Origin of the sequence: uncultured Jatrophihabitans sp., from assembly GCF_964244045.1 — a bacterium.
Taxonomy (GTDB): Bacteria; Actinomycetota; Actinomycetes; order Mycobacteriales; family Jatrophihabitantaceae; genus Jatrophihabitans.
In genome coordinates this window covers 64,623-87,020 of sequence record NZ_CAXTHK010000007.1, presented here as the reverse complement: position 1 = coordinate 87,020, position 22,398 = coordinate 64,623, and the positions used below count along the sequence as shown (strand labels likewise).

The 22,398-nt window shown below is 69.9% G+C and carries 18 protein-coding genes; 10 read left to right on the top strand and 8 right to left on the bottom strand.

Features of this window, described 5'->3' with window-relative positions:
- Positions 1-15 precede the first annotated feature (15 nt).
- Positions 16-474, top strand: a complete 459-nt coding sequence (locus tag ACFFC4_RS07930) for a hypothetical protein (protein WP_375499528.1) — start codon at positions 16-18, stop codon at positions 472-474.
- The gene (locus tag ACFFC4_RS07925; protein ID WP_375499526.1) at positions 471-920 is read left to right on the top strand and encodes a GNAT family N-acetyltransferase; all 450 of its coding nucleotides are present in this window, start codon (positions 471-473) and stop codon (positions 918-920) included. The genes ACFFC4_RS07930 and ACFFC4_RS07925 overlap by 4 nt, the downstream gene beginning before the upstream one ends.
- Here the strand turns inward: ACFFC4_RS07925 and ACFFC4_RS07920 are convergent.
- The 3 genes from ACFFC4_RS07920 to betA all read right to left on the bottom strand — a co-directional run bounded on the left by ACFFC4_RS07920 (position 907) and on the right by betA (position 5,146).
- Positions 907-1,761 (bottom strand): SGNH/GDSL hydrolase family protein, encoded by an 855-nt coding sequence (locus tag ACFFC4_RS07920; RefSeq protein WP_375499524.1) that lies wholly within the window; start codon positions 1,759-1,761, stop codon positions 907-909. The genes ACFFC4_RS07925 and ACFFC4_RS07920 overlap by 14 nt on opposite strands.
- Positions 1,762-1,986: 225 nt before the next feature.
- Positions 1,987-3,456, bottom strand: coding sequence for an aldehyde dehydrogenase family protein (locus ACFFC4_RS07915; protein ID WP_375499522.1), 1,470 nt, complete (start codon positions 3,454-3,456; stop codon positions 1,987-1,989).
- 4 nt (positions 3,457-3,460) lie between these two features.
- Positions 3,461-5,146, bottom strand: a complete 1,686-nt coding sequence (gene betA, locus ACFFC4_RS07910) for a choline dehydrogenase (protein WP_375499520.1) — start codon at positions 5,144-5,146, stop codon at positions 3,461-3,463.
- 212 nt (positions 5,147-5,358) lie between these two features.
- On the opposite strand from betA, the gene ACFFC4_RS07905 reads away from it, so the two are divergent.
- The 5 genes from ACFFC4_RS07905 to ACFFC4_RS07885 are packed head-to-tail and all read left to right on the top strand — an operon-like array spanning position 5,359 to position 11,174.
- Positions 5,359-6,567 carry an ABC transporter substrate-binding protein gene (locus ACFFC4_RS07905; protein WP_375499518.1) on the top strand — a complete coding sequence of 403 codons (1,209 nt, stop codon included), beginning with the start codon at positions 5,359-5,361 and terminating at the stop codon, positions 6,565-6,567.
- 31 nt (positions 6,568-6,598) lie between these two features.
- Complete coding sequence (locus ACFFC4_RS07900; RefSeq protein ID WP_375499516.1) at positions 6,599-7,567, top strand: ABC transporter permease; 969 nt, start codon at positions 6,599-6,601, stop codon at positions 7,565-7,567.
- Complete coding sequence (locus tag ACFFC4_RS07895) at positions 7,564-8,493, top strand: ABC transporter permease (RefSeq protein ID WP_375499514.1); 930 nt, start codon at positions 7,564-7,566, stop codon at positions 8,491-8,493. Before ACFFC4_RS07900 ends, ACFFC4_RS07895 begins: the two co-directional genes overlap by 4 nt.
- Complete coding sequence (locus ACFFC4_RS07890) at positions 8,493-9,587, top strand: ABC transporter ATP-binding protein (RefSeq protein WP_375499512.1); 1,095 nt, start codon at positions 8,493-8,495, stop codon at positions 9,585-9,587. Before ACFFC4_RS07895 ends, ACFFC4_RS07890 begins: the two co-directional genes overlap by 1 nt.
- Before the next feature lie 60 nt (positions 9,588-9,647).
- Positions 9,648-11,174: a TIGR03767 family metallophosphoesterase gene (locus tag ACFFC4_RS07885; RefSeq protein WP_375499510.1), complete on the top strand. Its 1,527-nt coding sequence runs from the start codon at positions 9,648-9,650 to the stop codon at positions 11,172-11,174.
- 244 nt (positions 11,175-11,418) lie between these two features.
- Here ACFFC4_RS07885 and ACFFC4_RS07880 read toward each other — a convergent pair whose 3' ends face one another.
- On the bottom strand, positions 11,419-13,458 hold the full coding sequence (locus ACFFC4_RS07880) for a phosphocholine-specific phospholipase C (protein ID WP_375499508.1): 2,040 nt from the start codon (positions 13,456-13,458) through the stop codon (positions 11,419-11,421).
- A gap of 139 nt (positions 13,459-13,597) precedes the next feature.
- On the opposite strand from ACFFC4_RS07880, the gene ACFFC4_RS07875 reads away from it, so the two are divergent.
- Positions 13,598-14,092 (top strand): SigE family RNA polymerase sigma factor, encoded by a 495-nt coding sequence (locus ACFFC4_RS07875; protein WP_375499506.1) that lies wholly within the window; start codon positions 13,598-13,600, stop codon positions 14,090-14,092.
- Positions 14,089-14,808 (top strand): hypothetical protein, encoded by a 720-nt coding sequence (locus ACFFC4_RS07870; RefSeq protein ID WP_375499504.1) that lies wholly within the window; start codon positions 14,089-14,091, stop codon positions 14,806-14,808. Before ACFFC4_RS07875 ends, ACFFC4_RS07870 begins: the two co-directional genes overlap by 4 nt.
- Before the next feature lie 7 nt (positions 14,809-14,815).
- Here ACFFC4_RS07870 and ACFFC4_RS07865 read toward each other — a convergent pair whose 3' ends face one another.
- The 4 genes from ACFFC4_RS07865 to ACFFC4_RS07850 form a co-directional block, all read right to left on the bottom strand.
- Positions 14,816-17,308, bottom strand: a complete 2,493-nt coding sequence (locus ACFFC4_RS07865; protein WP_375499502.1) for a GNAT family N-acetyltransferase — start codon at positions 17,306-17,308, stop codon at positions 14,816-14,818.
- Between the two features lie 8 nt (positions 17,309-17,316).
- The gene (locus ACFFC4_RS07860) at positions 17,317-18,501 is read right to left on the bottom strand and encodes an acetoin utilization protein AcuC (protein ID WP_375499500.1); all 1,185 of its coding nucleotides are present in this window, start codon (positions 18,499-18,501) and stop codon (positions 17,317-17,319) included.
- Between the two features lie 194 nt (positions 18,502-18,695).
- A complete protein-coding gene (locus ACFFC4_RS07855; RefSeq protein WP_375499498.1) occupies positions 18,696-19,973 on the bottom strand; it encodes a DUF222 domain-containing protein in 1,278 nt (425 codons plus the stop codon).
- Positions 19,974-20,135: 162 nt separating this feature from the next.
- Positions 20,136-21,272, bottom strand: a complete 1,137-nt coding sequence (locus ACFFC4_RS07850) for a cystathionine gamma-synthase (protein ID WP_375499496.1) — start codon at positions 21,270-21,272, stop codon at positions 20,136-20,138.
- A gap of 41 nt (positions 21,273-21,313) precedes the next feature.
- Here ACFFC4_RS07850 and ACFFC4_RS07845 point away from each other — a divergent pair, with 41 nt between their 5' ends.
- Positions 21,314-22,396: an NAD(P)/FAD-dependent oxidoreductase gene (locus tag ACFFC4_RS07845; RefSeq protein WP_375499494.1), complete on the top strand. Its 1,083-nt coding sequence runs from the start codon at positions 21,314-21,316 to the stop codon at positions 22,394-22,396.
- Positions 22,397-22,398 lie beyond the last annotated feature (2 nt).

Sequence of the window (22,398 nt, the reverse complement as noted above, 5' to 3'; positions counted from 1 at the left end):
GGTTAGCCTCGGCCCATGTTCAAAATCCTGCTCGCCGTCCACCTGCTGTTCGCCATCTTCGCGATCGGACCGCTCGTGCACGCGGCCACGACGGCCGGGCGCGGCGTGCGCACCGGCGACGGCGCGGCCACCGCAAGCTCGGCCCGGTTGCTGCGGATCTATTCGTACGCCTCGGTGCTGGTGATCGTTGCCGGGTTCGGCCTGATGAACGCGAAGCTGCCCTTCCGTGGCTCGGGCGGTGCGAAGGCCGGCGAGTTCGGCGACCTGTGGATCTGGCTGTCGGTCGTCCTGTGGGTGGTAGCCATCGGCATCGTGCTCGTCCTGCTCGTCCCGACACTGGAAAAGGCGAGCACCGCACTCGGCGCCGGGCGTTCCGTGGGCACCCTGACCGGCCGGATTTCCGCCGGCGGCGGCGTGGTGGCGCTCATCTTCACCGGCATCGTGTTCCTGATGGTCTATCGACCCGGTTCATGACGCTCCGAGTCGCCATGGTCGAGGCTGCAGTCACCACCGAGCTGCGGCGAGCGGTGCTGCGCCCGCACCACGCCGTGGGCACGCTGATGTTCGGCGACGACCTGCCCGACGCCGTGCATCTGGCTGCTCTCGACGGTGACGTCGTGGTGGGGGCGTGCGTCCTGGTGCCGCACCCGTACCCGCATCGCAACGAGCCGGCTGCCTGGCAGCTACGGGGAATGGCCACCGACCCCGCCCGGCGCAGCCAGGGCGTCGGCGCACAGGTGCTCGGCGGCGCAGTCGATGCGGTGACGGACCGCGGTGGCCGACTGCTGTGGTGCATGGCTCGGCAGGTCGCCGTCGCCTTCTACGAACGCAACGGCTTTGTCGTCGATACCGCAGAGTATGTCGAGCCGTACACCGGACTGCCGCATCACGACATGTACCGGCGGGTCAGCGCAGGTTGAGTACCTGTTCCGTCCGGGCGGCCATCTTCGACTCGCCGAGCGCGTTCGGGTGCACGATCACCGGGTTCGTTCCGCCGACCACCGGCTCGATCCAGCGGGTGCCGATCGGCTTGCACGCGTCATGGCCGTTGGAGACGACGGACAGGTCGACGTAGGTGGCACCGGTGGCCGCGGCCGCACGGCGAACCGCGTCGTTCAATACGGACTGCTCGTTGCGCAGGTACGGGACGTCGCCGCTTGCGATCGGCAGCTGCGGGAAGCAACCGCCGCTGGCCGGCACGATCCACGGGTAACCGAGGATCGCCACCCGCGCCTTCGGAGCCTTGGCCCGCACCGCTTTCAACGCCTTGACGAGCGACGGATAAGTGGTGTTGCGGATAGTGTTCACGAACGACGAGCCGTAGCGGTCCTGGCACGGGTGGCCCTGGCCAGCCGTGGAGATACCGGCAGCACCGCACTCCAGGATCGAGTCGATGAACACGCCGCTGTCGTTGCCACCGATCGTCATGGTGATCAGCTGGGTGTCGGAGTGCACCGCGTCCAACTGCGGGGCGACCCCGGGGTATTGCGAGGTGGTGAAGTCCTTGGTCTCGGCTGCGCCGCACGTGACGTCGGTGAGCTGGGCCTTGATGGCGGCGGCGATGACGTGGGGGTAATTCACGGTCGAGCGCAGGCACGCCGGCGAGCTCGGATCCGGTGGCACGTTGCCCGAGGCCGCGCTGTAGGAGTCGCCGAGCGCGACGTAACGCAGCCCGGTGGCCGCTCCGGCCGGCTGGGCAATCGTCACGACCCCAGCAACGGATAGGACGGCGGCGGACAGGACGGCGGCGAGTCGGCGCACGGGCGAGCTCCTTCGACGATGAAGACGCGGCGTTGGGGGGTCCCCACCCGTCCAACGACGCATCCCCGCCGAGGTGACGCCCCAGGTCTACGCCGCGGGCACCCCGCTGTCGGTGGGCAGCGCACGGTGCTCGGCCAGCACCTCGCTCTGCCGGCCGTGCGGGCCGAACTCGGCAAGATCGTCGGCGTCGGAGCGAGTTGTGGTCACGGCAGAACCTCCCGGGGGTCAGCGGGGGAACCAGTACTGCGGTTTCGGGTCGATGTTGTGCCAGATGTGCTTCGTCTCCCGGTACTCGTCGAGGCCTTGCAACCCCAGCTCCCGGCCGTTGCCGGACCGCTTCATCCCACCCCATTCGGCCTGTGGGACGTAGGGATGAAAGTCATTGATCCAGACGGTGCCGTGCCGCATCCTGCCCGCTACCCGCTGCGCCCGGCCGGCGTTGCCGGTAAACACGCCGCCGGCCAATCCGTAGTCGGTGTCGTTGGCGATCGACACCGCCTCGTCCTCGGTCGTGAACGTCTCCACGGTGAGGACCGGCCCGAAGGACTCCTCATGCACGCAGGCCATCGCACTGGTGCAGCGGTCGAGGATCGTCGGGCGGTAGTAGAACCCGTCAACGAGGCCGGGGTCGGCCGGCCGCTCGCCGCCGCAGCGCAGCACGGCGCCGTCGGCGAGCGCCTGCTTGACGTAGGCCTCGACCTTGTCGCGGTGCGCGGCCGAGATCAACGGCCCGGCCTGGGCAGCCTCGTCGAACGGGCCACCGAGTCTGATGGCGCGCGCCCGCTCGACGAGCTCTGCCACGAACTGGTCGTGCAGCGATTCCTCGACGACTAGTCGCGCCCCGGCCGAGCACACCTGGCCCGAGTGCAGGAACACGGCAGTCAATGCGAAGTCGACCGCGGTCTCGAAGTCGGCGTCGGCGAAGACGACATTGGGGTTCTTGCCGCCGAGCTCAAGGGCCACCCGCTTCACCGTTCGCGCCGCCACCGAAGCGATCGCGGAACCAGACGCGACGCCGCCGGTGAACGAGACGAGGTCGACGCGTGGATCCTCGGACAGCGGTGGCCCGGCCACCGGCCCGGCACCGAGCACCAGGTTGGCCACCCCGGAGGGCAGGCCCGCCTCGGCCAGCGTCTTCATGAGCAGGATCGCGGTGGACGGTGTCAGCTCGCTGGGCTTCAGCACAAAGGTGTTACCGGCCAGCAGGCACGGCGCGACCTTCCACGCTGTCTGCAGCAGCGGGTAATTCCACGGCGTGATGAGCGCGCACACGCCCACCGGTTCATGGACGATGCGGCTGATCGCGTCGGCCCGCCCGGTTTCGACGACCCGCCCGGCCTCGGTGCCGCCGATGCCTGCGTAGTAGCGCAAGCAGTTCGCGATGTCGGCCATGTCGTACTCGGACTCGACGAGCCGCTTGCCGGTGTCGAGCGACTCCGCACGCGCGTAGTCGGCGGCATCGCGCTCGATGAGCTCTGCGACGCGCCCTAGCAGCGCCGCCCGTTCGGCCTCGACGGTCGCCGGCCACGGACCGGCGTCGAAGGCCTCGCGGGCGGCGGCGATGGCGTCGGCGGTGTCATCGGGTCCGGCCTCGGACACGGTGGCGACGAGCGAGCCGTCGGCGGGGCAATGGATCTCGCGCAGTCCCCCGTCCCGGGCCGCCCGCCACTCGCCGCCGATCCAGAGGGCCTCCACCGAGCTAGGCCTGACCCGCAGCCGTAGACGGCTGGTGGCGGTAGAACTCGACCGGTTCGGGGGCCAGCGGGGTGTTGCCGAGGATGAGGTCAGCCGCCTTCTCGGCCACCATCATGACCGGCGCGTAGATGTTGCCGTTCGGGACGTAGGGCATCACCGAGGCATCCACGACGGTGAGCCCTTCCAGCCCGTGCACGCGCATCGTCGAGGGGTCGACGACCGACAGCGCGTCGATGCCCATCTTGGCCGTGCACGACGGGTGCAGCGCGGTCTCGCCGTCCTTGCGCACCCAATCCAGGATCTGCTCGTCGGTGTCGACCGACGGCCCCGGCGACACCTCGCCGCCGTTGTAGGGCGCCATCGCCGGCTGGCTGAGGATGTTGCGCGCGACGCGGATGGCCTCGACCCACTCGCGGCGGTCCTGGTCGGTGGACAGGTAGTTGAACTGTAGTTTCGGCTTGACGTGCGGATCGGTCGAAGCGATCTTGACCGTGCCGCGGGCGTCGGAGTACATGGGCCCGATGTGCACCTGGTAACCGTCACCCGAGGCAGGCGCCGAACCGTCGTAGCGCACCGCGATCGGCAGGAAATGGAACATCAGGTTGGGGTAGGCGACGTCGTCGTTGCTGCGCGCGAAACCACCGCCCTCGAAGTGGTTGGTTGCGCCCGGACCGCGGCGCAGGAACAGCCAGTCGGCACCGATCGGCAGCATGTAGCGGCGCTTCAGGTACTTCTGCATCGACACCGGCTGGGTGCACGCGTACTGGATGTAGACCTCGAGGTGGTCCTGCAGGTTCGCCCCGACGCCCGGCAGGTCGGCGCGCACGTCGATGCCCAGGGCGCCGAGGTCGGCGGCGTTGCCGACACCTGAAAGCTGTAGCAGTTGCGGGGTGTTGATCGCCCCGCCGCACAGCACGACGGTGCCGGCGTTCGCCACGTGCGTGCTACGACATCGTCCGAAGCCGCGCTCGTACTCGACGCCGGTGGCGCGGGTGCCGTCGAAGATCACCCGGGTCGTGTACGCGAGCGTGACGAGTTCGAGGTTGGGGCGGTCGAGCACCGGGTGCAGGTAGGCCCGTGCCGCCGACCACCGTCGACCTCGCTGGACGTTGCGGTCGAACGGGCCGAAGCCCTCCTGCCGAAAGCCGTTCACGTCGTCGGTGCGCAGGTAACCGGCCTGAACGGTGGCGTCGAAGAAGGCCTGGAACAACGGGTTGCTGGCCGGGCCGCGCTCGAGCGTCAGCGGACCGCCGCGGCCGCGGTACGGGTCGTCCGCTGCCGCAGCAGTGCAGTCCTCCATCCGCTTGAAGTAGGGCAGGCAGTGCGCGTAGTCCCACGCCTCCATGCCGGGGTCAGCGGCCCAGCGCTCGATATCCATCGGGTTGCCGCGCTGGAAGATCATCCCGTTGATGCTCGACGACCCGCCCAGCACCTTGCCCCGGGCGTGGTACACCCGCCGGCCGTCCATGAACGGCTCGGGCTCGGACTCGTACTTCCAGTCGTAGAACCGACTGCCGATCGGGAACGTCAGCGCCGCCGGCATGTGGATGAAGACGTCCCACGGTGAGTCCCGGCGACCGGCCTCGAGCACCAGCACCCGATTGCTCGGGTCGGCCGAGAGCCGGTTGGCCAGGGCGCACCCGGCCGAACCCCCGCCGACGATGACGTAGTCGTACCGAATCGAGCTCATGAGGCCCCCGATCGCGCGTCTTCGCTCTGGAACCTAGCGCGTTCCGGCGGCGAGAACGTGAGCCGAAGACACAAATCCAGAAGTGGACGGCCCACGAGTTGGCTTGCAATTCAATTGACGTTCACGCCGAAGGCGAACAACCGGACACCAGATCGGTCAACGTGATCTCGCTTGGGCAGCCGCCCGGATGACGAACGTGAGACGGAGCTTCGATGCAACGCAAGGTAGTGGGAGCGGTAGCGCTGGCCGCCGCAGCAGCACTCGCGCTGGCGGGCTGCAGCAGCAGCGGGTCGTCCGGCAGCGGGTCGTCCGGCAGCGGGGCGAGCACCTCGACCGGGAGCACGTCCGCTGCAAGCAGCGGCACCAAGGTCAACTGGTCGACCACGCAGTCCGCGCAGGCCGGCGGCGGGACGGACGCGCTCGTCGCGGCTGCGAAGAAGGAGGGCAAGCTCAACGTCATCGCGCTGCCGCCGACCTGGGCCAACTACGCCTCGATCATCGCCGGTTTCAAGAAGCAGTACGGCATCAGCGTCACCAGCGAGAACCCCGACGGCTCCAGTGGCGACGAGATCAACGCGCTGAAGTCGACGAAGGGCCAGGCCAGTGCCCCGGACGTCGTCGACGTCGGCAACTCCTATGCCGTCTCCGGCGCGCAGGAGGGCCTGTACGCCCCGTACAAGGTCGCGCAGTGGAACGACATCCCGGCGGGCCAGAAGGACTCCGGCGGCCTGTGGTTCAGCGACTACGGCGGCTACATCTCGATCGGCTGCAACGCGAACAAGATCAAGGTCTGCCCGACGACGATCAAGCAGCTCGACAACCCCGCCTACAAGGGCGCCGTCGCGCTCAACGGTGACCCGACGAGCGCCAACGCGGCGTTCGAGGGTGTCTGGGCCGCGGCTCTGGCCAACGGCGGTTCGGCGACCAACATCCAGCCCGGCATCGACTTCTTCAAGAAGCTGAACGGCGAGGGCATCTTCAACAAGACGAAGGTCACCCCGGCGACCGTCGCCTCCGGCGCCACCCCGATCGTGCTCGACTGGGACTACCTGAACGCGGCCGAGACCTCGGCGCTCGAGGCCAAGAACATCTCCTGGAAGGTGACCGACCCGTCCGACGGTCTCGTCTCCGGCTACTACGCCCAGGCCATCAACATCAACGCCCCGCACCCGGCAGCGGCTCGTCTGTGGGAGGAGTACCTCTACAGCCAGGAGGCCTCCGCCGGGCAGAACGGCTGGCTGGCCGGGTATGCCCGCCCGATCGAGCTGGTGGCGATGCAGGCCAACGGCAGCGCGAACAAGGCCCTCGTGGCCAAGATCCCGCCGGTGAGCGACCCGAACCCGTTCAACCCGACCCAGGCGCAGATCACCGCAGCCAAGGCTGTCGTGACCGCCAAGTGGGCCGCCGCGGTCGCCGGCTAATCACCGATCACCAGGTCACGACCGCACCTTCATGGCAACACTCGTCAACGACGGCGGGGCCGCGACGACCTCCCGGCCCCGCCGTCGCCCTCGCAACCGCCCTGGGCTGGCCTGGCTCGGCCTCGCCCCGTTCTTCGTCTTCGTCGGCTTCGTCTTCCTGATGCCGATCGGCTTCATTCTCTTCGACGCGTTCCGCAAGACCACGACCTCGAGCGGGACGGTGCGCGACCCCGTCACCCAGCAGTTCGTCCACACGTCGAAGACGAGCTTCACCGGCGCCAACGTGTCGCAGTCGCTGCGCGGGGTGTACCTGACCTCGCTGGAGACCAGCGTCAAGCTCTCGGCGATCGTGGGCGTCTTGGGGGCGGTGCTCGGGGTGGTCCTTGCCTGGGCGGTCGTCAACTCCCGGAGCTCGATCCTGCGTCAAGTCGTCACCTCGGCGTCGGCGGTGCTGGCCAACTTCGGCGGCATCCCGCTGGCGTTCCTGTTCATCGCCACCCTGGACGCGAACTCCGGCATCCTCACGACGTTCCTGCAGGACCACTTCCACTTCTCACTCGTCGACGACGGCCACGTCCAGCTCTCGCAGCTGTCGGGGTTGTCGCTCGTCTACCTCTACTTCCTGGTGCCGCTCATGGTGCTGGTGATGACCCCGGCGCTCGAGGGCCTCAAGCCGCAGTGGGGCGAGGCGGCTGAGAACCTCGGCGCCAGCCGCTGGGCGTACTGGCGCTACGTCGCCGGACCCGTGCTGATGCCCAGCTTCCTCGGGTCGGTGCTGCTGCTGTTCTGCTCGTCGTTCTCGGCCTTTGCCACGGCGTACGCGATCAACTCCTCGTTCCCGCTGGTCACCATCCGAATCCAATCGGTGCTGTCGGGCAACGTCCTGCCGGGCCAGGAGAACCTCGGCGCCGCCCTGGCCCTCGACATGATTGTCATCGTGCTGCCGCTCACCGTGGTCTATCAGCTGCTGCAGCGCCGGACGTCGAGGTGGCTCGCATGAGCGCACCCGTCGTGACGGGCGTCGCGGTTGCCGACGCACTGCCTCCCCCTGCAGAGCGCCCGTCGGCCGTTCGCCGAAACCTCCGCGGGCGCCTGGGCCGCTGGTTGATCCTGCTGATCGCGGCGATCTACTTCATCGGCCCGCTCGTCGCGGCCATCAGCTTCACAGTCCAGGACCCGCACGGTGGCATCACGTTCTCGGCCTACCGCCAGATCTTCAACAACCCGGGCACCGGCCAGATCACCCTTGTGCAAGCGCTCGTCTACTCGCTCGAGATCAGCGTCGTCACCATCGTCATCACGCTGGCCCTGATGCTGCCGACCCAGCTGCTGCTGCACCTGCGCCTGCCTCGCATGCGCGGGGTCGTCGAGATCTTCACGCTGCTGCCGCTGGTGTTCCCACCCGTCGTGCTCGTGGTCGGCGTCAGCGACGTCTACAAGCAGGCCGCGCCGAAGAACGGGGCCGCCGCCGGGCAGGACGAGGGCCTCGCATTCCACGTCTTGCGATACCTGCGCGACACCGACCACCCGCTGCTGCTGGCCCTGCTCTACGTCATGCTGGCCATGCCGTTCGTCTACCGGGCCATCGACGCCGGGATCCGGGCCATCGACGCCCGGACCCTCGTCGAGGCCTCGCGAAACCTCGGGGCGAGCTGGCCCAACGTGCTGTTGCGGGTCATCATGCCGTGCTTGCGCACGTCCCTGATCAATGCGTCGTTCCTGTGCTTCGCTCTGGTGATGGGCGAGTACACGATCTCCTCGATCCTGCTCTACACCAAGCCGTTCCCGGTGTGGCTGGCGCAGCTACCGACGCGCTCCGGCCAGGTGCAGGCAGCGGTATCGGTGTTCAGCCTGCTGCTCGTCGAGGTGATCCTGCTGGCAATCGGTGCGCTGAACTGGCGCAGCGGACGGGAGAAGAAGCGCTGATGACCGCGGAACCCATCCTGGACCTGGCGGCCCTTGCCGCTGTGCCAACCCAGAAGGGCACCACGGTCGAGTACCGGGGCGTCACCCGCGTCTTCGGCTCGACCGCCGCGCTGGACGGCCTCGACCTGCGGATCGAGCCGGGTGAATTGCTCGCCCTGCTCGGTCCGTCGGGGTGCGGCAAGACCACCGCTTTGCGGCTGCTGGCCGGCTTCGACCAGCCGACGTCCGGCTCGCTGCTCATCGACGGCAGCGATGTCACCCGGACCCCGGCCAGCAAGCGCGACATGGGCATGGTCTTCCAGTCCTACAGCCTGTTCCCCACCATGACCGCGACCGACAACGTCGCCTTCGGCCTGCGCATGCGTAAGCAGGGCGGCACGGCGCGTCGGTCGCGGGCGGTCGAACTGCTCGAGCTCGTCGGCCTGGGTGAGCACGTCAAGAAGTACCCGCACCAGCTGTCGGGCGGCCAGCAGCAGCGCGTGGCGCTCGCCCGCGCCCTGGCCGTCCAGCCGCGGGTGCTGCTGCTCGACGAGCCGCTGTCGGCGCTCGATGCCAAGGTCCGCGAGCAGCTGCGTGACGAGATCCGCCGCATTCAACTCGAGCTGGGCGTCACCACCGTGTTCGTCACCCACGACCAGGAGGAAGCGCTGTCGATGGCCGACCGGGTCGGCGTCATGCGCGCCGGCCGGCTGGAGCAATGCGCCGATCCGGCCACCCTCTACGACCGGCCGGCCACCCCCTTCGTCGCCGAGTTCGTCGGCGCGATGAACCGGCTGTCCGGTCGCGTCGAGGCCGGCGGACAGGTGCGCGTCGGCTCGCAGGTTTTGCCCGCCGACGGCGATCGGCCGCAGGTGGGCGCGCAGGTCACCGTGCTCGTCCGCCCGGAGGCCATGGTCGTCACCGCCGACGACGCCGGCGAGGCGACGGTCGTCGTGGCGACCTTCCGCGGGTCGTCGACCCGGCTGCGGTTGCTGCAGACCGACGGCACCGAGGTGCTGGCCGACATCCCGTCGCACCGCAGCGCCGAGCTGACCGCCGGCCGGCGAGCCACGATCGCGCTGCTTGAACGGCCTGTCCTGCTTGCCACTCCGTGAGCGACGCCTGCGGAGCGGACAATCGGCATGGCGGCCTGCCGGCCCGAACGAAGTGAGGGCGTGACCCTGCGGGCGGGCCTGCCAGGTGGGGGCGGGTACGTCCAGCTGGTGTCCGGGCCGGGCGAAGCGCACGTCGTCCTGGACGAAGAGTTCACGGACGGTGAGGTCCTGCTGAGCATCGCGCACCTGTCGGACCTGCACCTATGCGACGCGCAATCCCCCGCCCGCATCGAGTTCCTCGACCGCTGGACAGATCCCGACTCCCCCGTGCGAACGGCGCTGGGCGAGATGCGGACGTACCGGGCCCACGAGATCCTGACCACCCAGGTGGCCGCAGCCATGGTGGCGGCAGTCAATGCAGTGAACGCCGGTCCGGTGGGCGGTGCGCCGCTCGACCTTGCCATCGCAACGGGTGACGCCACCGACAACGCCCAGGCCAACGAGCTGGCCTGGTACCTGGCCCTGCTCGACGGCGGCACCGTGCACCCGGACGCCGGCGACCCGTCGCGCTACGAGGGGGTGGGCGGTTTCGACGACGCGTTCGACGAGCGCTATTGGCACCCGGAGTCCGAGCGCGCCTGCCTGCCACGCTCGCGCTACGGATTCCCCCGGGTGCCCGGGTTGCACGCCGCGACCCGGCGCGCGTTCGACTCCCCCGGGCTGGACGTGCCGTGGCTGGGCGTCCACGGCAACCACGACGAGATGGTGCATGGGACCTGGCCCGGCGACGTGCTGGCTGGGACGACGACCACCGGCGCTAGTAAGCCGGTCGCGCTGGAGGTGGCCTGGGTCGACGTGGTGGCGCTGCACGAGGGCATCTATGCCGGCGAGGCCGCGGCGCTCGCCGTGCTGGCGCAGGCCGAGCAGCGGCCGGTGACGCCCGACCCGGCAAGGCGCGTCGTGACCCGCGCGGAGTTCGTCGCCGCACATCACACGCCGACGGCTCGTCCGCCGGGGCATGGCTTCGGCGACCGGGCGTACTACCGCCACGACCACGGGTCGCGGGTGACGGTGCTCGCGCTGGACACCGTGAACGGCCACGGCGGCTGGCAGGGCTCATTGGACGTCGAGCAGCTCGGGTGGCTCGACGCCGAGCTGACCGCCGCCGACCGTGACCGGCGCTACGTAGTGCTGGCCAGCCACCACCCGCTCGCCACGCTCGTCAACGACCGGGCCCCGGACGGTTCCGACCGGCGGGTGCTCGGCCCCGAGCTCGAGACAGTGCTGGCGCGGCATCCGAGCGTCGTCCTCTGGCTCAACGGCCACCTGCACAAGGTGGCCATCACGGCCCACGGCACGTGGTGGGAGATCACCGCGCCGTCGCTGATCGACTGGCCCCAGCAGGGGCGGGTAGTCGAGCTACTGCGCTCGGCCGGCGGGCTGACCGTGGCCACGACCATGCTCGATCACGCGGGCGAGGCACCCTGGAACGGCGCGATCGATTCGGTGCCGGCGCTGGCCGGGCTGTCCCGCGAGCTGGCCGCCAACCACTGGCAGTGGCGCGAATGGCCGCTGGCTGAGCATCCCCGCTCCGGCGCGCGTTACGAGCGCAACGTCCTGCTGCCCCTGCCCGACCCGTTCACCTGAGCGTCGCCGCAGCACTGCAGCTCGGGCGCCAGCGCCGGTCGGTGATCGTCGTTGACGCGGGAAGCCCTCGCAACGCGCCCGCGGAACACATGCACGGATACCTGGGCCATGAGGGGATCGCCCCCGCAGGGTTGCTGGCTGCCGGGCGGGCCCTCGACGTCGAGCGGGTCCGCTTCCCCTGATGATCAACAGCGCGAAAGCGTCGCGTGGCGACGCTTTCGCGCTGTTGATCACCCAAGCCGGGTCAGCGGCCGAGCTGCGGGTCGCTAGTACCGGGTCGTCCGGTGTGCACGCGACCCGCCAGGGTGCGCCCGAACGTCGCATCCCCGGGCACCGTCACCGTGAGGTCGTACCAAGCGCCGGAGTGCGTGGTCGAGCTCCGCACCGACTCCGACCGGCCGGCGTGCACCACGACGCGGTGCCGGCGGTGCCCGTACGCATCGGCCACCTGGGCCACGACGGTCGACCGGGTCGAGTTGCGCAGCGTCAGCACCACGCCGTCATCGAGTTCGGCGAGCGTCGTCTCCACCGCTGCCGCGCCAGAGCCGGTGAAGCGTCGGAAGAAGCCATCCGGGCCGTGCAGGTCCAGGTCGTACGCGCCGACCGCCGGCCAGACCGGCGACACCGCGTCGCCCGCTCCGACCGTGTAGCTCCACGGTGCGCCGACAAGCGACGTCGACCGCGCCTGCAGCTGGGCACCGAGCCGACCGTGGTTGCTGATGGTGAGTGCCAACCGCCCGAGCGACACCGCGGCGTGCACGTCGAGCGCGTACCCGAGCGGCCGTGACGGGCGCACGCCGGACTCCTGCGTCGGCACCGCGCCTTTGGCCGGCGGCACTGGGACGTAGTCCGGGTGCCGCTCGCTGTCGGTGGGTTTGTAGCCGGCGGTGCCGGGCAGCGACGGGGCCGCCGTGCGGGTTCGACCGAAGTCGAAGGCCGAGGTCAGATCGCCGCAGACCGCCCGTCGCCATGGGGTGATGTTGGGCTCCCGCACGCCGAACCGCTTCTCGATGAAGCGGATCATCGAGGTGTGATCGAAGGTCTCCGAGCACACCCAGCCGCCCGTGCTCCACGGCGAGACGACGAGCATCGGCACCCGCTGGCCGAGCCCGTAGGGCCCCGGCGTGCCCTCCGCCCCGACGTACAGCTCGTGCTCGGTCGGCACGGTCGACGCCCCGCGCAGCGTGGTCGTGTTCGCGTACGGCGGGACGACGTGATCGAAAAACCCGTCGTTCTCGTCGTAGGTGATGAGCAGCGCCGTCTTCGACCACACCTCGGGGTCGGCCGTCAGCGCGTCGAGGACCCGCGAGACGTACCAGGCCCCGTAGTTCGCCGGCCAGTTCGGGTGCTCGGTGAACGCCTCGGGAGCGACGACCCAGGACACCTGCGGGAGCGTGCCGCCGGTGACGTCGGCACGCAGCTGGTCGAAGAACGTGCCGCCCTTCGACACGTCGGTGCCGACCCGGGCGCGGTCGTACAGCGGGGACCCGGGCGTCGCGTTGCGGTACTGGTCGAAGTACAGCAGCGAGTTGTCGCCGTAGTTGCCGATGTACGCATCATCGGTCCAGCCCCAGGAGCCGGCGGCGTCCAGGCCGATGCCGACGTCCTGGTAGATCCGCCAGCTGACGCCGGCCTGCTGCAGCCGCTCGGGGTACGTGGTCCACGAGTACCCGAGCTCGTCGTTGGCGATCACCGGGCCGCCACCCTTGCCGTCGTTGCCCACCCAGCCCGTCCAGGCGTAGTAGCGGTTCGGGTCGGTGGGGCCGAGCAACGAGCAGTGGTAGGCATCGCAGATGGTGAACGCATCGGCCAGCGCGTAGTGGAACGGCACGTCGCGGCGGGCCAGGTGGGCCATCGTCGTAGAGGTCTTGATCGGCACCCACGTGTCGTAGCGACCGCCGTTGAACGCGGCGTGCCCGCCGTCCCAGCTGTGGTCGAGGTCCTGGATGAAGGCGAGCCCGAGGTCGTCCATGTTCGGCCGGAACGGCAGCACGTCCTTGGTGCCGTCGTTCTGATACCAGACGGGCTTGCCGCTGGGCAGGATGGCCGGGTGCGGGTCACCGTAGCCGCGAACCCCGCGCAGGGTGCCGAAGTAGTGGTCGAACGACCGGTTCTCCTGGATGAGCACCACGACGTGTTCGACGTCCTCGATCGAGCCGTGCTTGCGGTGCGCGGGAACGGCGGCGGCGCGCGCGATGCTGGTGGGCAGCGCAGCGGACAGGGCTGCCATCCCGCCGGCACCGCCGGTCAACTGCAGGAAACGTCGGCGGTCCACCGTGGGCATGCGTCCTCCATGAGCTCAACGATCCTGACGAGCAGTGACCATCTCGGCTGAACCCGACGAGGAGGCAGCATCCAGGTGAACGGTGGTCGGCGAACCTCTGCCAGGTCTCAGCTCGTCTCACCTGTTGTGGGGACCATCCGTGCGTGACGAGGCCGGCTTCCGCGCGTTCGTCGAGACGCACGGCGCCACCCTGCAGCACGCCGCCCGGCTGCTGACCGGCGACCACCACCGCAGCGAGGACCTCGTCCAAACCGCACTGACCCGGCTGTACCAGAAGTGGGAGCGCATCGACGCGCCGCTGCCCTATGTCCGGCGGGCGCTCGTGACGGCGCACATCGACCAGTCGCGCCGGCGGTGGTGGGGCGAGCGGCCGACCGAGCAGCTGCCCGAGACGCCGGACGTCGACGGCGCGCTCGCGTCGTCCGACCTACGCGACGAGTTGCGCCGGCTGCTGGCCGAGCTGTCTGCACGCGAGCGGGCCGTCGTCGTCCTGCGCTACTACTGCGATCTGTCCGAACGCGACACCGCCGAGACGCTCGGCGTCCCGGTCGGCACCGTCAAGAGCAGCTGCGCCCGCGCACTCGCCCGGCTCCGGGTCGAGGCGACGAGCGCTTCGGGAGGAACCACGTCATGAGCCCCAGCGAGTCGGATCTCCGGGCCGCACTGCGCGACGGCGAGGGCGACTACCGTCCCGACGTTGATGCCCTGGTTGCGCACATCCGTGCCGGCCGAGGGCAGCGGCGCACGCGGGTGCTGGGTATTGCGGCTGCGGTGATCGTCGTCGTGGCCGCAGCCGTCGGCGGCGCGGTGATCTGGGGCGGCTCTGAAGGCAACCAGCAGAGCGCGGACCCGTCCGCGAGCGCATCGCATTTCCATTCACGACCGCTCTCGGTTACGCCAAGCTCTCCCGCGACGAGTTCTCCTGGGGCCGTTTCCGTCACCTGTCCAAGCTCCGCTCCGCGGCCGATAGATCCGCCGGTTCGAGTGCCGACCACCGCGCCGAAGATGGCGATGTTCACCGCGCCGGTGCACACGCTCGTCGTCTGCAGCTACACCGATGCCGCGGCCCCGCGGCAGGTGACGCTCACCGGCAGCGCGGCCACAGCCCTGACCGACAGCATCGAGGGTGCATCTCCCGCACGGCAGCCAATCCTGTGCCCTGATATCGCCACCGGTGAGACAACGTTGCTCGCGCTCATCCCGGTCACCGGCGACGGCACTGTGCTGCCCACCGTGACCACTGATATCAGCGTTCCGGACTGCAACGAACCGATCAGCAACGGCACTGCCGCGCGTTACAACTGGCGACCGCCGGCGACCCTGAAAGCTCAGCTCGCCGCGGCCCGCTGAGCCGGCGCTACAGGCCGCGCAGGCGGCGGGGCCCGGTGTCGGCGCGCGCGGACGGCGGGCCGATCCAGACCTGCGCCGTGGTCACCATCGCGCCGTCGGCGACTGCGGTGACGCCGAGCGTGCACTCGGCGATCTCGGGCAGGGCATCAGCTGCGGCGGACAGCCGCATCGCCACCTCGGCCAGCGCGTCGCGGTCGGCCACCACTCCCCCGCCGTAACCGTCAAGCAGCGGCGCGGCGCGCGGCGCAGAGATGAGATCGTCGGCATCGGTGGTGGTCACCGGCACCGTGGCGTACGCGCGGTCGCCGAGCAGGTCGATGGCCACGCCCCGCACCCCGAAGGACACCAGCACGCCGAACGACTTGTCGTCGTGCGCGGTGAACACCACGTCGATCCCGTCGGCGGGCGCGGCCAGCATGCCGTCGGCGAGCTCGATGCCGAGGTGCGACAGCAGCGTGCGGGATTCGTCGACATCCAGATCGCGCCCACGTGGGGCGTCGCGCAGCAGGTCGGCGACGAACGCCCGCGCCGCCGGTAGATCGACGTCGTCGAAGGTGCGGATGACGCCCGGGTCGCGCTGGCGCCACATCGAGTACCGGACGGCCCGGGCGAGCGCGCGCACAGCCCGCTCGGGTGATGCGTACGACGGCACCGATCCGGGTGCCGGCGAGGTGTTACCAACTGCGGCCAGCCCACCGGGCACGCCCTCGAAGCCGAGGAACGTCGAGAGCACCGGCTTGTCGCTCTGCCCGGCGACCGTGCGCAGCGCTACCGCGACGTCTTCGGACGATCCGCGCTGCAGCGGCGGCACGAACACCACGACGGCCGCGTCGACGCCGGGGTCGTTGAGGGCCTCGCGCAGCGTTGCCTCCAGCGCCTCGGCCGAACCGTCGACCCCGATGTCGTCAAGCCGGGCGAGCTGCAGGTCCTGCTCCTCCAGGCCGTTGATGACGAGCGTGCCGAGCGCGGTCGAGTTGCCGACCACGGCCACCCGTGGACCGTCCGGCAGCGGCTGTGAGGTCAACAGCAGCGCGACGTCGAACAGGTCGCCGAGGGTCTCGACGCGGATGACCCCCGACGCCTCGAACAGCGCACGGACGCTGATCTCGGGTACCTCCACCGACGTGTACGCCAGGCCGGGAGCGACCATCGTCGCGCCGCCCTTCACAGCGACGATCGGCTTGGTGCGCCCGAGCCGGCGGGCCACCCGCGCGAACTTCCGCGGGTTGCCGAAGCTCTCGAGGTACATGAGCACGACGTCGGTGTCCGGGTCGGTCTCCCAGTACTGCATGAGGTCGTTGCCCGAGACGTCGGCGCGGTTGCCGGCCGAGACGAACGTCGACACCCCGAGCCCGCGGCGCGACGCCTCGCCGAGCACGGCAACGCCGAGCGCGCCCGACTGGCAGAAGAACCCGGCCCGGCCGACGAGCGGCGCCAACGGCGCCAGCGACGCGTTGAGCTGTACGGCCGGGTCGGTGTTCAGGATCCCCAGGCAGTTCGGGCCGACGACCCGGATGCCGTGATTGCGGGCGGCGTCGATGAGCTCGCGCTGCGCGGCACGACCGGCGTCGCGCTCGTCGTCGGCACCACGCTCGCCGAACCCGCCGCTGATGACGACGAGTCCGCGCACGCCGCGCTGCGCGCACTCGTCGACCACGCCGGCGACGCTGACGGCCGGCACTGCAATGACGACCAGGTCGATGTCGTCCGGGACGTCGAGCACCGAGGCGTAGGCGCGGACGCCACCGACGTGCCGCGCGTCGGGATTGATCGGGTACAGCGGGCCGTCGAAGTTCATCCGCAGCAGGTTGTGGAACACCGCATTGCCGAGCTTGCCGGAGTCGTTGCTCGCTCCGACCACCGCCACCGACGTCGGATGCAGCAGCCGGCCGATCGAGCGTGCCTCGGCCCGTTGCTCGCGCTCGCGCATGACGCGATCGGTCACTGCGGTCTCGTCGACCGCGAACTCGAGCGTCACCTCGCCGTACTCGACGTGCCGGGTGGTCTCGTACCCGGCCAACCGGAAGACCCGGATCATCGTTTCGTTCTCGGCCAGCACGACGGCTATGAAGCGCTGCAGGCCGCGCTCCCGGGCCGCGGCAGCCAGGTGCTCGAGCAACACCGAGCCGATGCCGCGTCCCTGGTGCCGATCGGCGACGACGAACGCGACCTCGGCGTCACCGGTCTTGTCGAGCCGTTCGTAGCGGCCGACGGCGATGATCTGCCCAGCCAACTCGACGACGAAGGCGACGCGGTCGTGGTGATCGACGTGCGTGAAGCGGTACAGGTCGCGCGGTGGGATGCGGGGGTAGGCAGAGAAATAGCGCAGGTAGCGGGTGCGCTGCGAGAGCCCGGAGTGGAAGGTGACGAGCGCATCGGCGTCGCTCGGCCGGATGGGACGCAGGTGCACGGTGCCGCCGTCGGCCGCGACGACGTCGGCCTCCCAGTGCTTCGGCGCCTCCGGCCAGTCGGCGTCGTCGACATCGTCGGGCTCAGTCACGGGGGTCACTAATCTCTTGGGTCAAAGGGGTCGAGGCCGTGCAGCGGGAACACCGCGCGTCTGGTGGCAGCGATCGCGCCGTCGAGCCAGCCCTCGCCGCCGGGCTCCCACGCCGGGATCTCGGGCAACCCACCTTCGCCCATCGTGGTCGGCAGCTCGCCGCTGACGCCGCGCCCGCGCAGGTAGTCCGTCCATACAGCAGGAACGTCCCTCTCCGGCGCTACCTGCACGCCGGACGCCTCGGCCAGCAGGTGCGTCCAGGTGCGCGGGACGCAGCGGATGACGCCGTACCCACCGCCGCCGAAGGCGACCCACTTGCCGCCTGCGTAGCGGTGCGCGAGTTCGTGCAGCTCGGCGATCGCGGCCCGCTGCCCGTCGACCGTCAACCCCAGGTTCGCCAGCGGGTCCTCGTGGTGGGTGTCGCAGCCGCACTGTGTCACCAGGACGTCGGGGTCGAATGCGCGGACGACGCCTGGGACGACGGCGCGGAAGGCTCGCAGCCAGCCGGCGTCCTGGGTGCCGGGCGGCAGGGCCACGTTGACCGACGTGCCGGCCGCGGCGCCCTCGCCGAGTTCCGCGGGCAGGCCGGTACCGGGGAACAGCGTGCGCGGATCCTGGTGCAGGCTGACGGTCAGCACCCGCGGGTCGTCGTAGAACGCGGCCTGCACGCCGTCGCCGTGGTGGACGTCTATGTCTATGTAGGCGACCTTCTGTGCCCCGGCGTCGAGCAACGAGCGGATCGCCAGCACGACGTCGTTGAAGATGCAGAACCCGGACGCATGGTCGCGCATCGCGTGGTGCAGCCCGCCCGCGATGTTCACCGCATGATCGGCCTTGCCGGTCCACACCTGCATCGCCGCCGCGGCCGAGCCGCCGGCGATCAACGCCGACACGTCGTACATCCCGAGGAACACCGGGTCGTCGCTCGTGCCCAACCCGAAGCCCTCGAAGTCCTGGTCCTCGCTCGCTGTGCGTACCGCGTCGAGGTAGTCAGCGGAGTGGACAGTGAGCAGCTGCGTCTCGTCAGCAGCCACCGTCGGCGTGACCTGCAGCCGGTCGAGCACGCCGAGTTCGCGGGCCAGGCGGATGGTGAGGTCGAGGCGCACCGGGTTCATCGGATGATCACCGAAGTCGTACTCGAGGTAGCGCTCGTCCCAGATCGCCGCTGCGGTGCACTCGCCCCACTCGCCCATGAGTCCGACGGTAGCCGGACGACGAGGTTGTCGGGGCGCGGCCACCCTGCTCCGGTGCTGCGTCCCGCTTACCCGATCCGCACCGAGCGCCTTGTGCTCTGCCGCTTGGCCTCGATCGCAAGGGCGCCACGGTGGCCTCGTATCGCTTCACTGATCTTGACTGCGACTAGGACATCGCAAACTCGCCCGCCCTGCTAGCTGCGGATGGGTTTTTGCTCGGGATCGATCCATCGTGGCGGCGTCCATTCTGGTCGGCCGTCAACGAGGCGGACGGTCCAGCCCTGCCGGACGTACTCGCGATGGTGGAACCCGCACAGCAGCATGCCGTTGGCCACGGTGGTTGGTCCGCCGTTGATGTAGTCGATGATGTGCGCGGCTTGGCACCAGCCTGGCGGGGCGAGGCAACCGGGGAACGCGCACCCGCCGTCTCGGGCGATCATGGCTAGGCGTTGTCCTTCGGTGAACAGCCGGTGGGTGCTGGAGTAGGCGGTGATCCCTTTCACGGAGTCCAGCACGGTCAGGAAGAGGCGGTAGTCGCCGCCGGCCCAGCTCATCGCCTCGCGGGTGGGGACTTGCGCGCCGTGGCCGGTGCTCGCGAAGCCGGTACCGGTGGCGTAGTCCTGCGCGGTCATGGTCAGAATGATCGTGGCCAGCACCCCACCGGACTTCTCCAGCGATCCGGACCCGACCGTGATCTTGAGGGCGTCGAGTAGGGCGTCGTGACGCCGCTGCCCCGCCGAGCGGGGGTCTTTCACACCGTTGGTTTCCGGTGTCGGGGCGCCGAGGGAGTCGAACGCGACCTGCAGCACTTCCGCCAGCTCCGCGGTGCCCTCGAAGCTGCCGGTGCAGGACCCGTCGGGGCGTTGGGTGAACCGCAGGTCCCGCTCCCGGCGCCGCTTCTCGACGTCGTCGAGTGTGCCGTCCGGGTCGAGCCAGTCGCGGTGCCGATCGGCTAGCTTCTGCAAGGCGCTGGCGTCATAACGCTGCGCGCTGTCGACCAACGCCGCCTCCACCTCGGGCACCCGCTCCAGGACTGTGTCGGGCAGCTTGTCCAACATGCAGGTGATCACCCGGGCCTGCCTCGCGGCCAGCTGCCCGTCGGCTTGCGCCGCAGCAACCGCCGGATACCGCGCGGGCAGCGGTTGGCCGAGCAGGGTGCGGCGGGTGCCGGCGGCGTGCGCGGCCCGGACCCGGGCGGTGGCCTCGTGGATGTCGATGGTCAACGCCGCCCGCAACCAGCCGCCGGTGCCGCGGGCCAGCGCCCGGGCCGGGATGCCGCGACGCTCGATGTCCAAGATCAGGGCGTGATCGACGGGTTCGATCAACCGGCGCAGCCGCTCGTGGTCGCGGATCGCGCTGACCGCGTCGTCGTCGCTGTAGCCGGTGTGATCCAGGGCGGCGAGCTCACGCAAAGCCCGTTCAACTTCCGCGAACAGCGCCTGCCGGCGCGTCAGCTGAAGTGTCTCGCTCATGTGTTTGATTCTACCCGAAACCACCCCGCCTGAACACCCTGCAGCCCAGCAAATCCGGGGGGTAGAAGCACTTTCGCGGTGAGCGAACAGTGACCCGAGGACCAACCGCAACCAAGATCAAAACGTTCTCGTCGCCGCGCCTTTGCGGTGCCTCAGAACCCCTCAGGCCAACGCCGAAGCCAAATCGTCGATCAGATCTTCAATGTTCTCTATCCCCACCGACAGCCGAACCAGATCATCAGGCACCTCGAGGGGCGAGCCGGCGACGCTGGCGTGCGTCATCCGGCCGGGGTGCTCGATGAGCGACTCGACACCGCCGAGCGACTCGCCGAGCGTGAAGACCGATACCAGACCACACACCTTGAGCGCCGTCTCGGCGCCGCCGCGCAGCGTGAAGGACACCATGCCGCCGAAGCGGCGCATCTGCCGCGCAGCAACGTCATGGCCGGGATGCGTGGACAGGCCCGGATAAAGCACGGAAGCGACGGCCGGGTGGTCGGACAGGAACTCGACGACACGCTCAGCGTTGTCGCAGTGCCGGTCCATGCGGACGGCCAGGGTCTTGATGCCACGCAGCACCAGCCATGCATCGAACGGGCCGGCGATTGCGCCCATTGCGTTCTGGTGGAACGCCAGCTCCTCGCCCAGCGCGGCGTCGGCCGCGATGAGCGCCCCGCCAATGACGTCGGAGTGTCCACCGAGGTACTTGGTGGTTGAGTGCACGACAACGTCGGCGCCGAGCGCGATCGGTTGCTGCAGGTAGGGCGACGCGAACGTGTTGTCGACGACGAGCAGCACGCCCGCGTCGTGCGCAATCGTGGCCAACCCCGCGACGTCGGCGATGCCGAGCAGCGGGTTGGTCGGCGTCTCGCACCACAGGATCTTGGTGTTCGGCCGCACCGCCTCGCGGACCGCGTCGAGGTCGCCGAGCGGCACCGGCGTGTACTCGACGCCCCAATTGGCAAGCACCTTGGCCACCAACCGGAAGGTGCCGCCGTACGCGTCGCCGGGCAGGATAACGTGGTCACCTGGCCGGCAGACGGTGCGAAAGACGGCGTCCTCGGCCGCGAGCCCACTGGCGAACGCGAGGCCCCGAGCACCGTTCTCCAGCGCCGCCAACGCTTCCTCCAGCGCGGTGCGGGTGGGGTTCGCGCTGCGGCTGTATTCGTAGCCGCCCCGCAGTCCTCCGACGCCGTCCTGTTTGAACGTCGACGTTGCATAGATCGGGACGGCCACGGAGCCGGTGTACGGGTCGGGCTCCTGGCCCGCGTGGATCGCCAAGGTGTCAAAACCGCTCATGCCCACGACGCTACCGAGTGCAACGGTGCGATCCTCAGGACATGACCTCACGCACCACCGACGTCTTGGTGCTCGGCGGCGGGATGGCCGGCGTCTCGGTGGGTGCCCAGCTCGCTGCAGACCGTCAGGTGACCGTGCTCGACCAGGAGGCGACGTTCGCCTTCCACACCACGGGACGCTCCGCCGCGATGTTCCTCGAGACCTACGGTGGCCCAGTCATCCGCGCGCTCACCGTGGCCAGCCGGGCCCTGTTCGACGAGCTCGACCTGCTCACCCCGTTGCCCAGCCTGAACGTCGGGCTGCGCGGGCACGGCGACGCGATCCGCGACATGTACGCGAGCACGCGCGCACTCGCTCCTGACGTCGAGCTGCTGAGCCCGGAGGAGGCCGCAGCGCTACAACCGCTGCTGCGGCCCGAGTGCATCGAGCTCGCGCTGCTCGAGCCCGGTGCACAGGAGATCGACGTCCACGGGCTGCACCAGCACTACGTGCGCACCCTGCGAACGCGCGGCGGCCACACCAAGGTGTCCGCCGGCGCGGTGTCGGCCTGCCGGGCGCACGGCGTGTGGACGGTCGTCGACACCACCGGCACCAGCTGGCAGGCGCCGATGGTGATCAACGCCGCCGGCGCATGGGCCGACGACGTCGCGGGCCGGTTCGGCGGGATCCGCGTCGGACTCCAGCCGCTGCGCCGAACAGCGTTCCTTGTCGACGCCCCACCGTCCGCCGCGGCGCCGATGTTCGGCGACGTCCCGGACTCGTTCTACGTCAAGCCCGACACCGGCCGGCTGCTGTGCTCACCGGCCGACGAGACGCCCCAGGCGCCGGCCGACGCACGTCCCGACGAACTCGAGATCGCCCGCGCGATACAAACGATCAACGAGGTGACGACCCTGGACATCCGGCACGTGCGATCAGCGTGGGCCGGGCTGCGCAGCTTCGTGGCCGACCGCACGCCGGTGGTTGGTTTCGACCCCGTGGCGGAGGGGCTGTTCTGGCTCGCCGGTCAGGGCGGGTACGGCATTCAGACCGCGCCGGCCCTGGCCCGAACCGCGGCTGCGCTCGCTCGCGGCGAGGATGCCGAGCACGCTGCCGCGTTGGACCCGGCCCGATTGGTCGATTGACG

Bases quoted from the DNA above. Each gene is read 5' to 3' on its own strand.
- ACFFC4_RS07930 (WP_375499528.1), top strand. From the start codon at position 16: ATGTTCAAAATCCTGCTCGCCGTCCACCTGCTGTTCGCCATCTTCGCG.
- ACFFC4_RS07925 (WP_375499526.1), top strand. From the start codon at position 471: ATGACGCTCCGAGTCGCCATGGTCGAGGCTGCAGTCACCACCGAGCTG.
- betA (WP_375499520.1), bottom strand. From the start codon at position 5,146: ATGAGCTCGATTCGGTACGACTACGTCATCGTCGGCGGGGGTTCGGCC.
- ACFFC4_RS07905 (WP_375499518.1), top strand. From the start codon at position 5,359: ATGCAACGCAAGGTAGTGGGAGCGGTAGCGCTGGCCGCCGCAGCAGCA.
- ACFFC4_RS07900 (WP_375499516.1), top strand. From the start codon at position 6,599: ATGGCAACACTCGTCAACGACGGCGGGGCCGCGACGACCTCCCGGCCC.
- ACFFC4_RS07895 (WP_375499514.1), top strand. From the start codon at position 7,564: ATGAGCGCACCCGTCGTGACGGGCGTCGCGGTTGCCGACGCACTGCCT.
- ACFFC4_RS07890 (WP_375499512.1), top strand. From the start codon at position 8,493: ATGACCGCGGAACCCATCCTGGACCTGGCGGCCCTTGCCGCTGTGCCA.
- ACFFC4_RS07880 (WP_375499508.1), bottom strand. From the start codon at position 13,458: ATGCCCACGGTGGACCGCCGACGTTTCCTGCAGTTGACCGGCGGTGCC.
- ACFFC4_RS07870 (WP_375499504.1), top strand. From the start codon at position 14,089: ATGAGCCCCAGCGAGTCGGATCTCCGGGCCGCACTGCGCGACGGCGAG.
- ACFFC4_RS07860 (WP_375499500.1), bottom strand. From the start codon at position 18,501: ATGGGCGAGTGGGGCGAGTGCACCGCAGCGGCGATCTGGGACGAGCGC.
- ACFFC4_RS07855 (WP_375499498.1), bottom strand. From the start codon at position 19,973: ATGAGCGAGACACTTCAGCTGACGCGCCGGCAGGCGCTGTTCGCGGAA.
- ACFFC4_RS07850 (WP_375499496.1), bottom strand. From the start codon at position 21,272: ATGAGCGGTTTTGACACCTTGGCGATCCACGCGGGCCAGGAGCCCGAC.
- ACFFC4_RS07845 (WP_375499494.1), top strand. From the start codon at position 21,314: ATGACCTCACGCACCACCGACGTCTTGGTGCTCGGCGGCGGGATGGCC.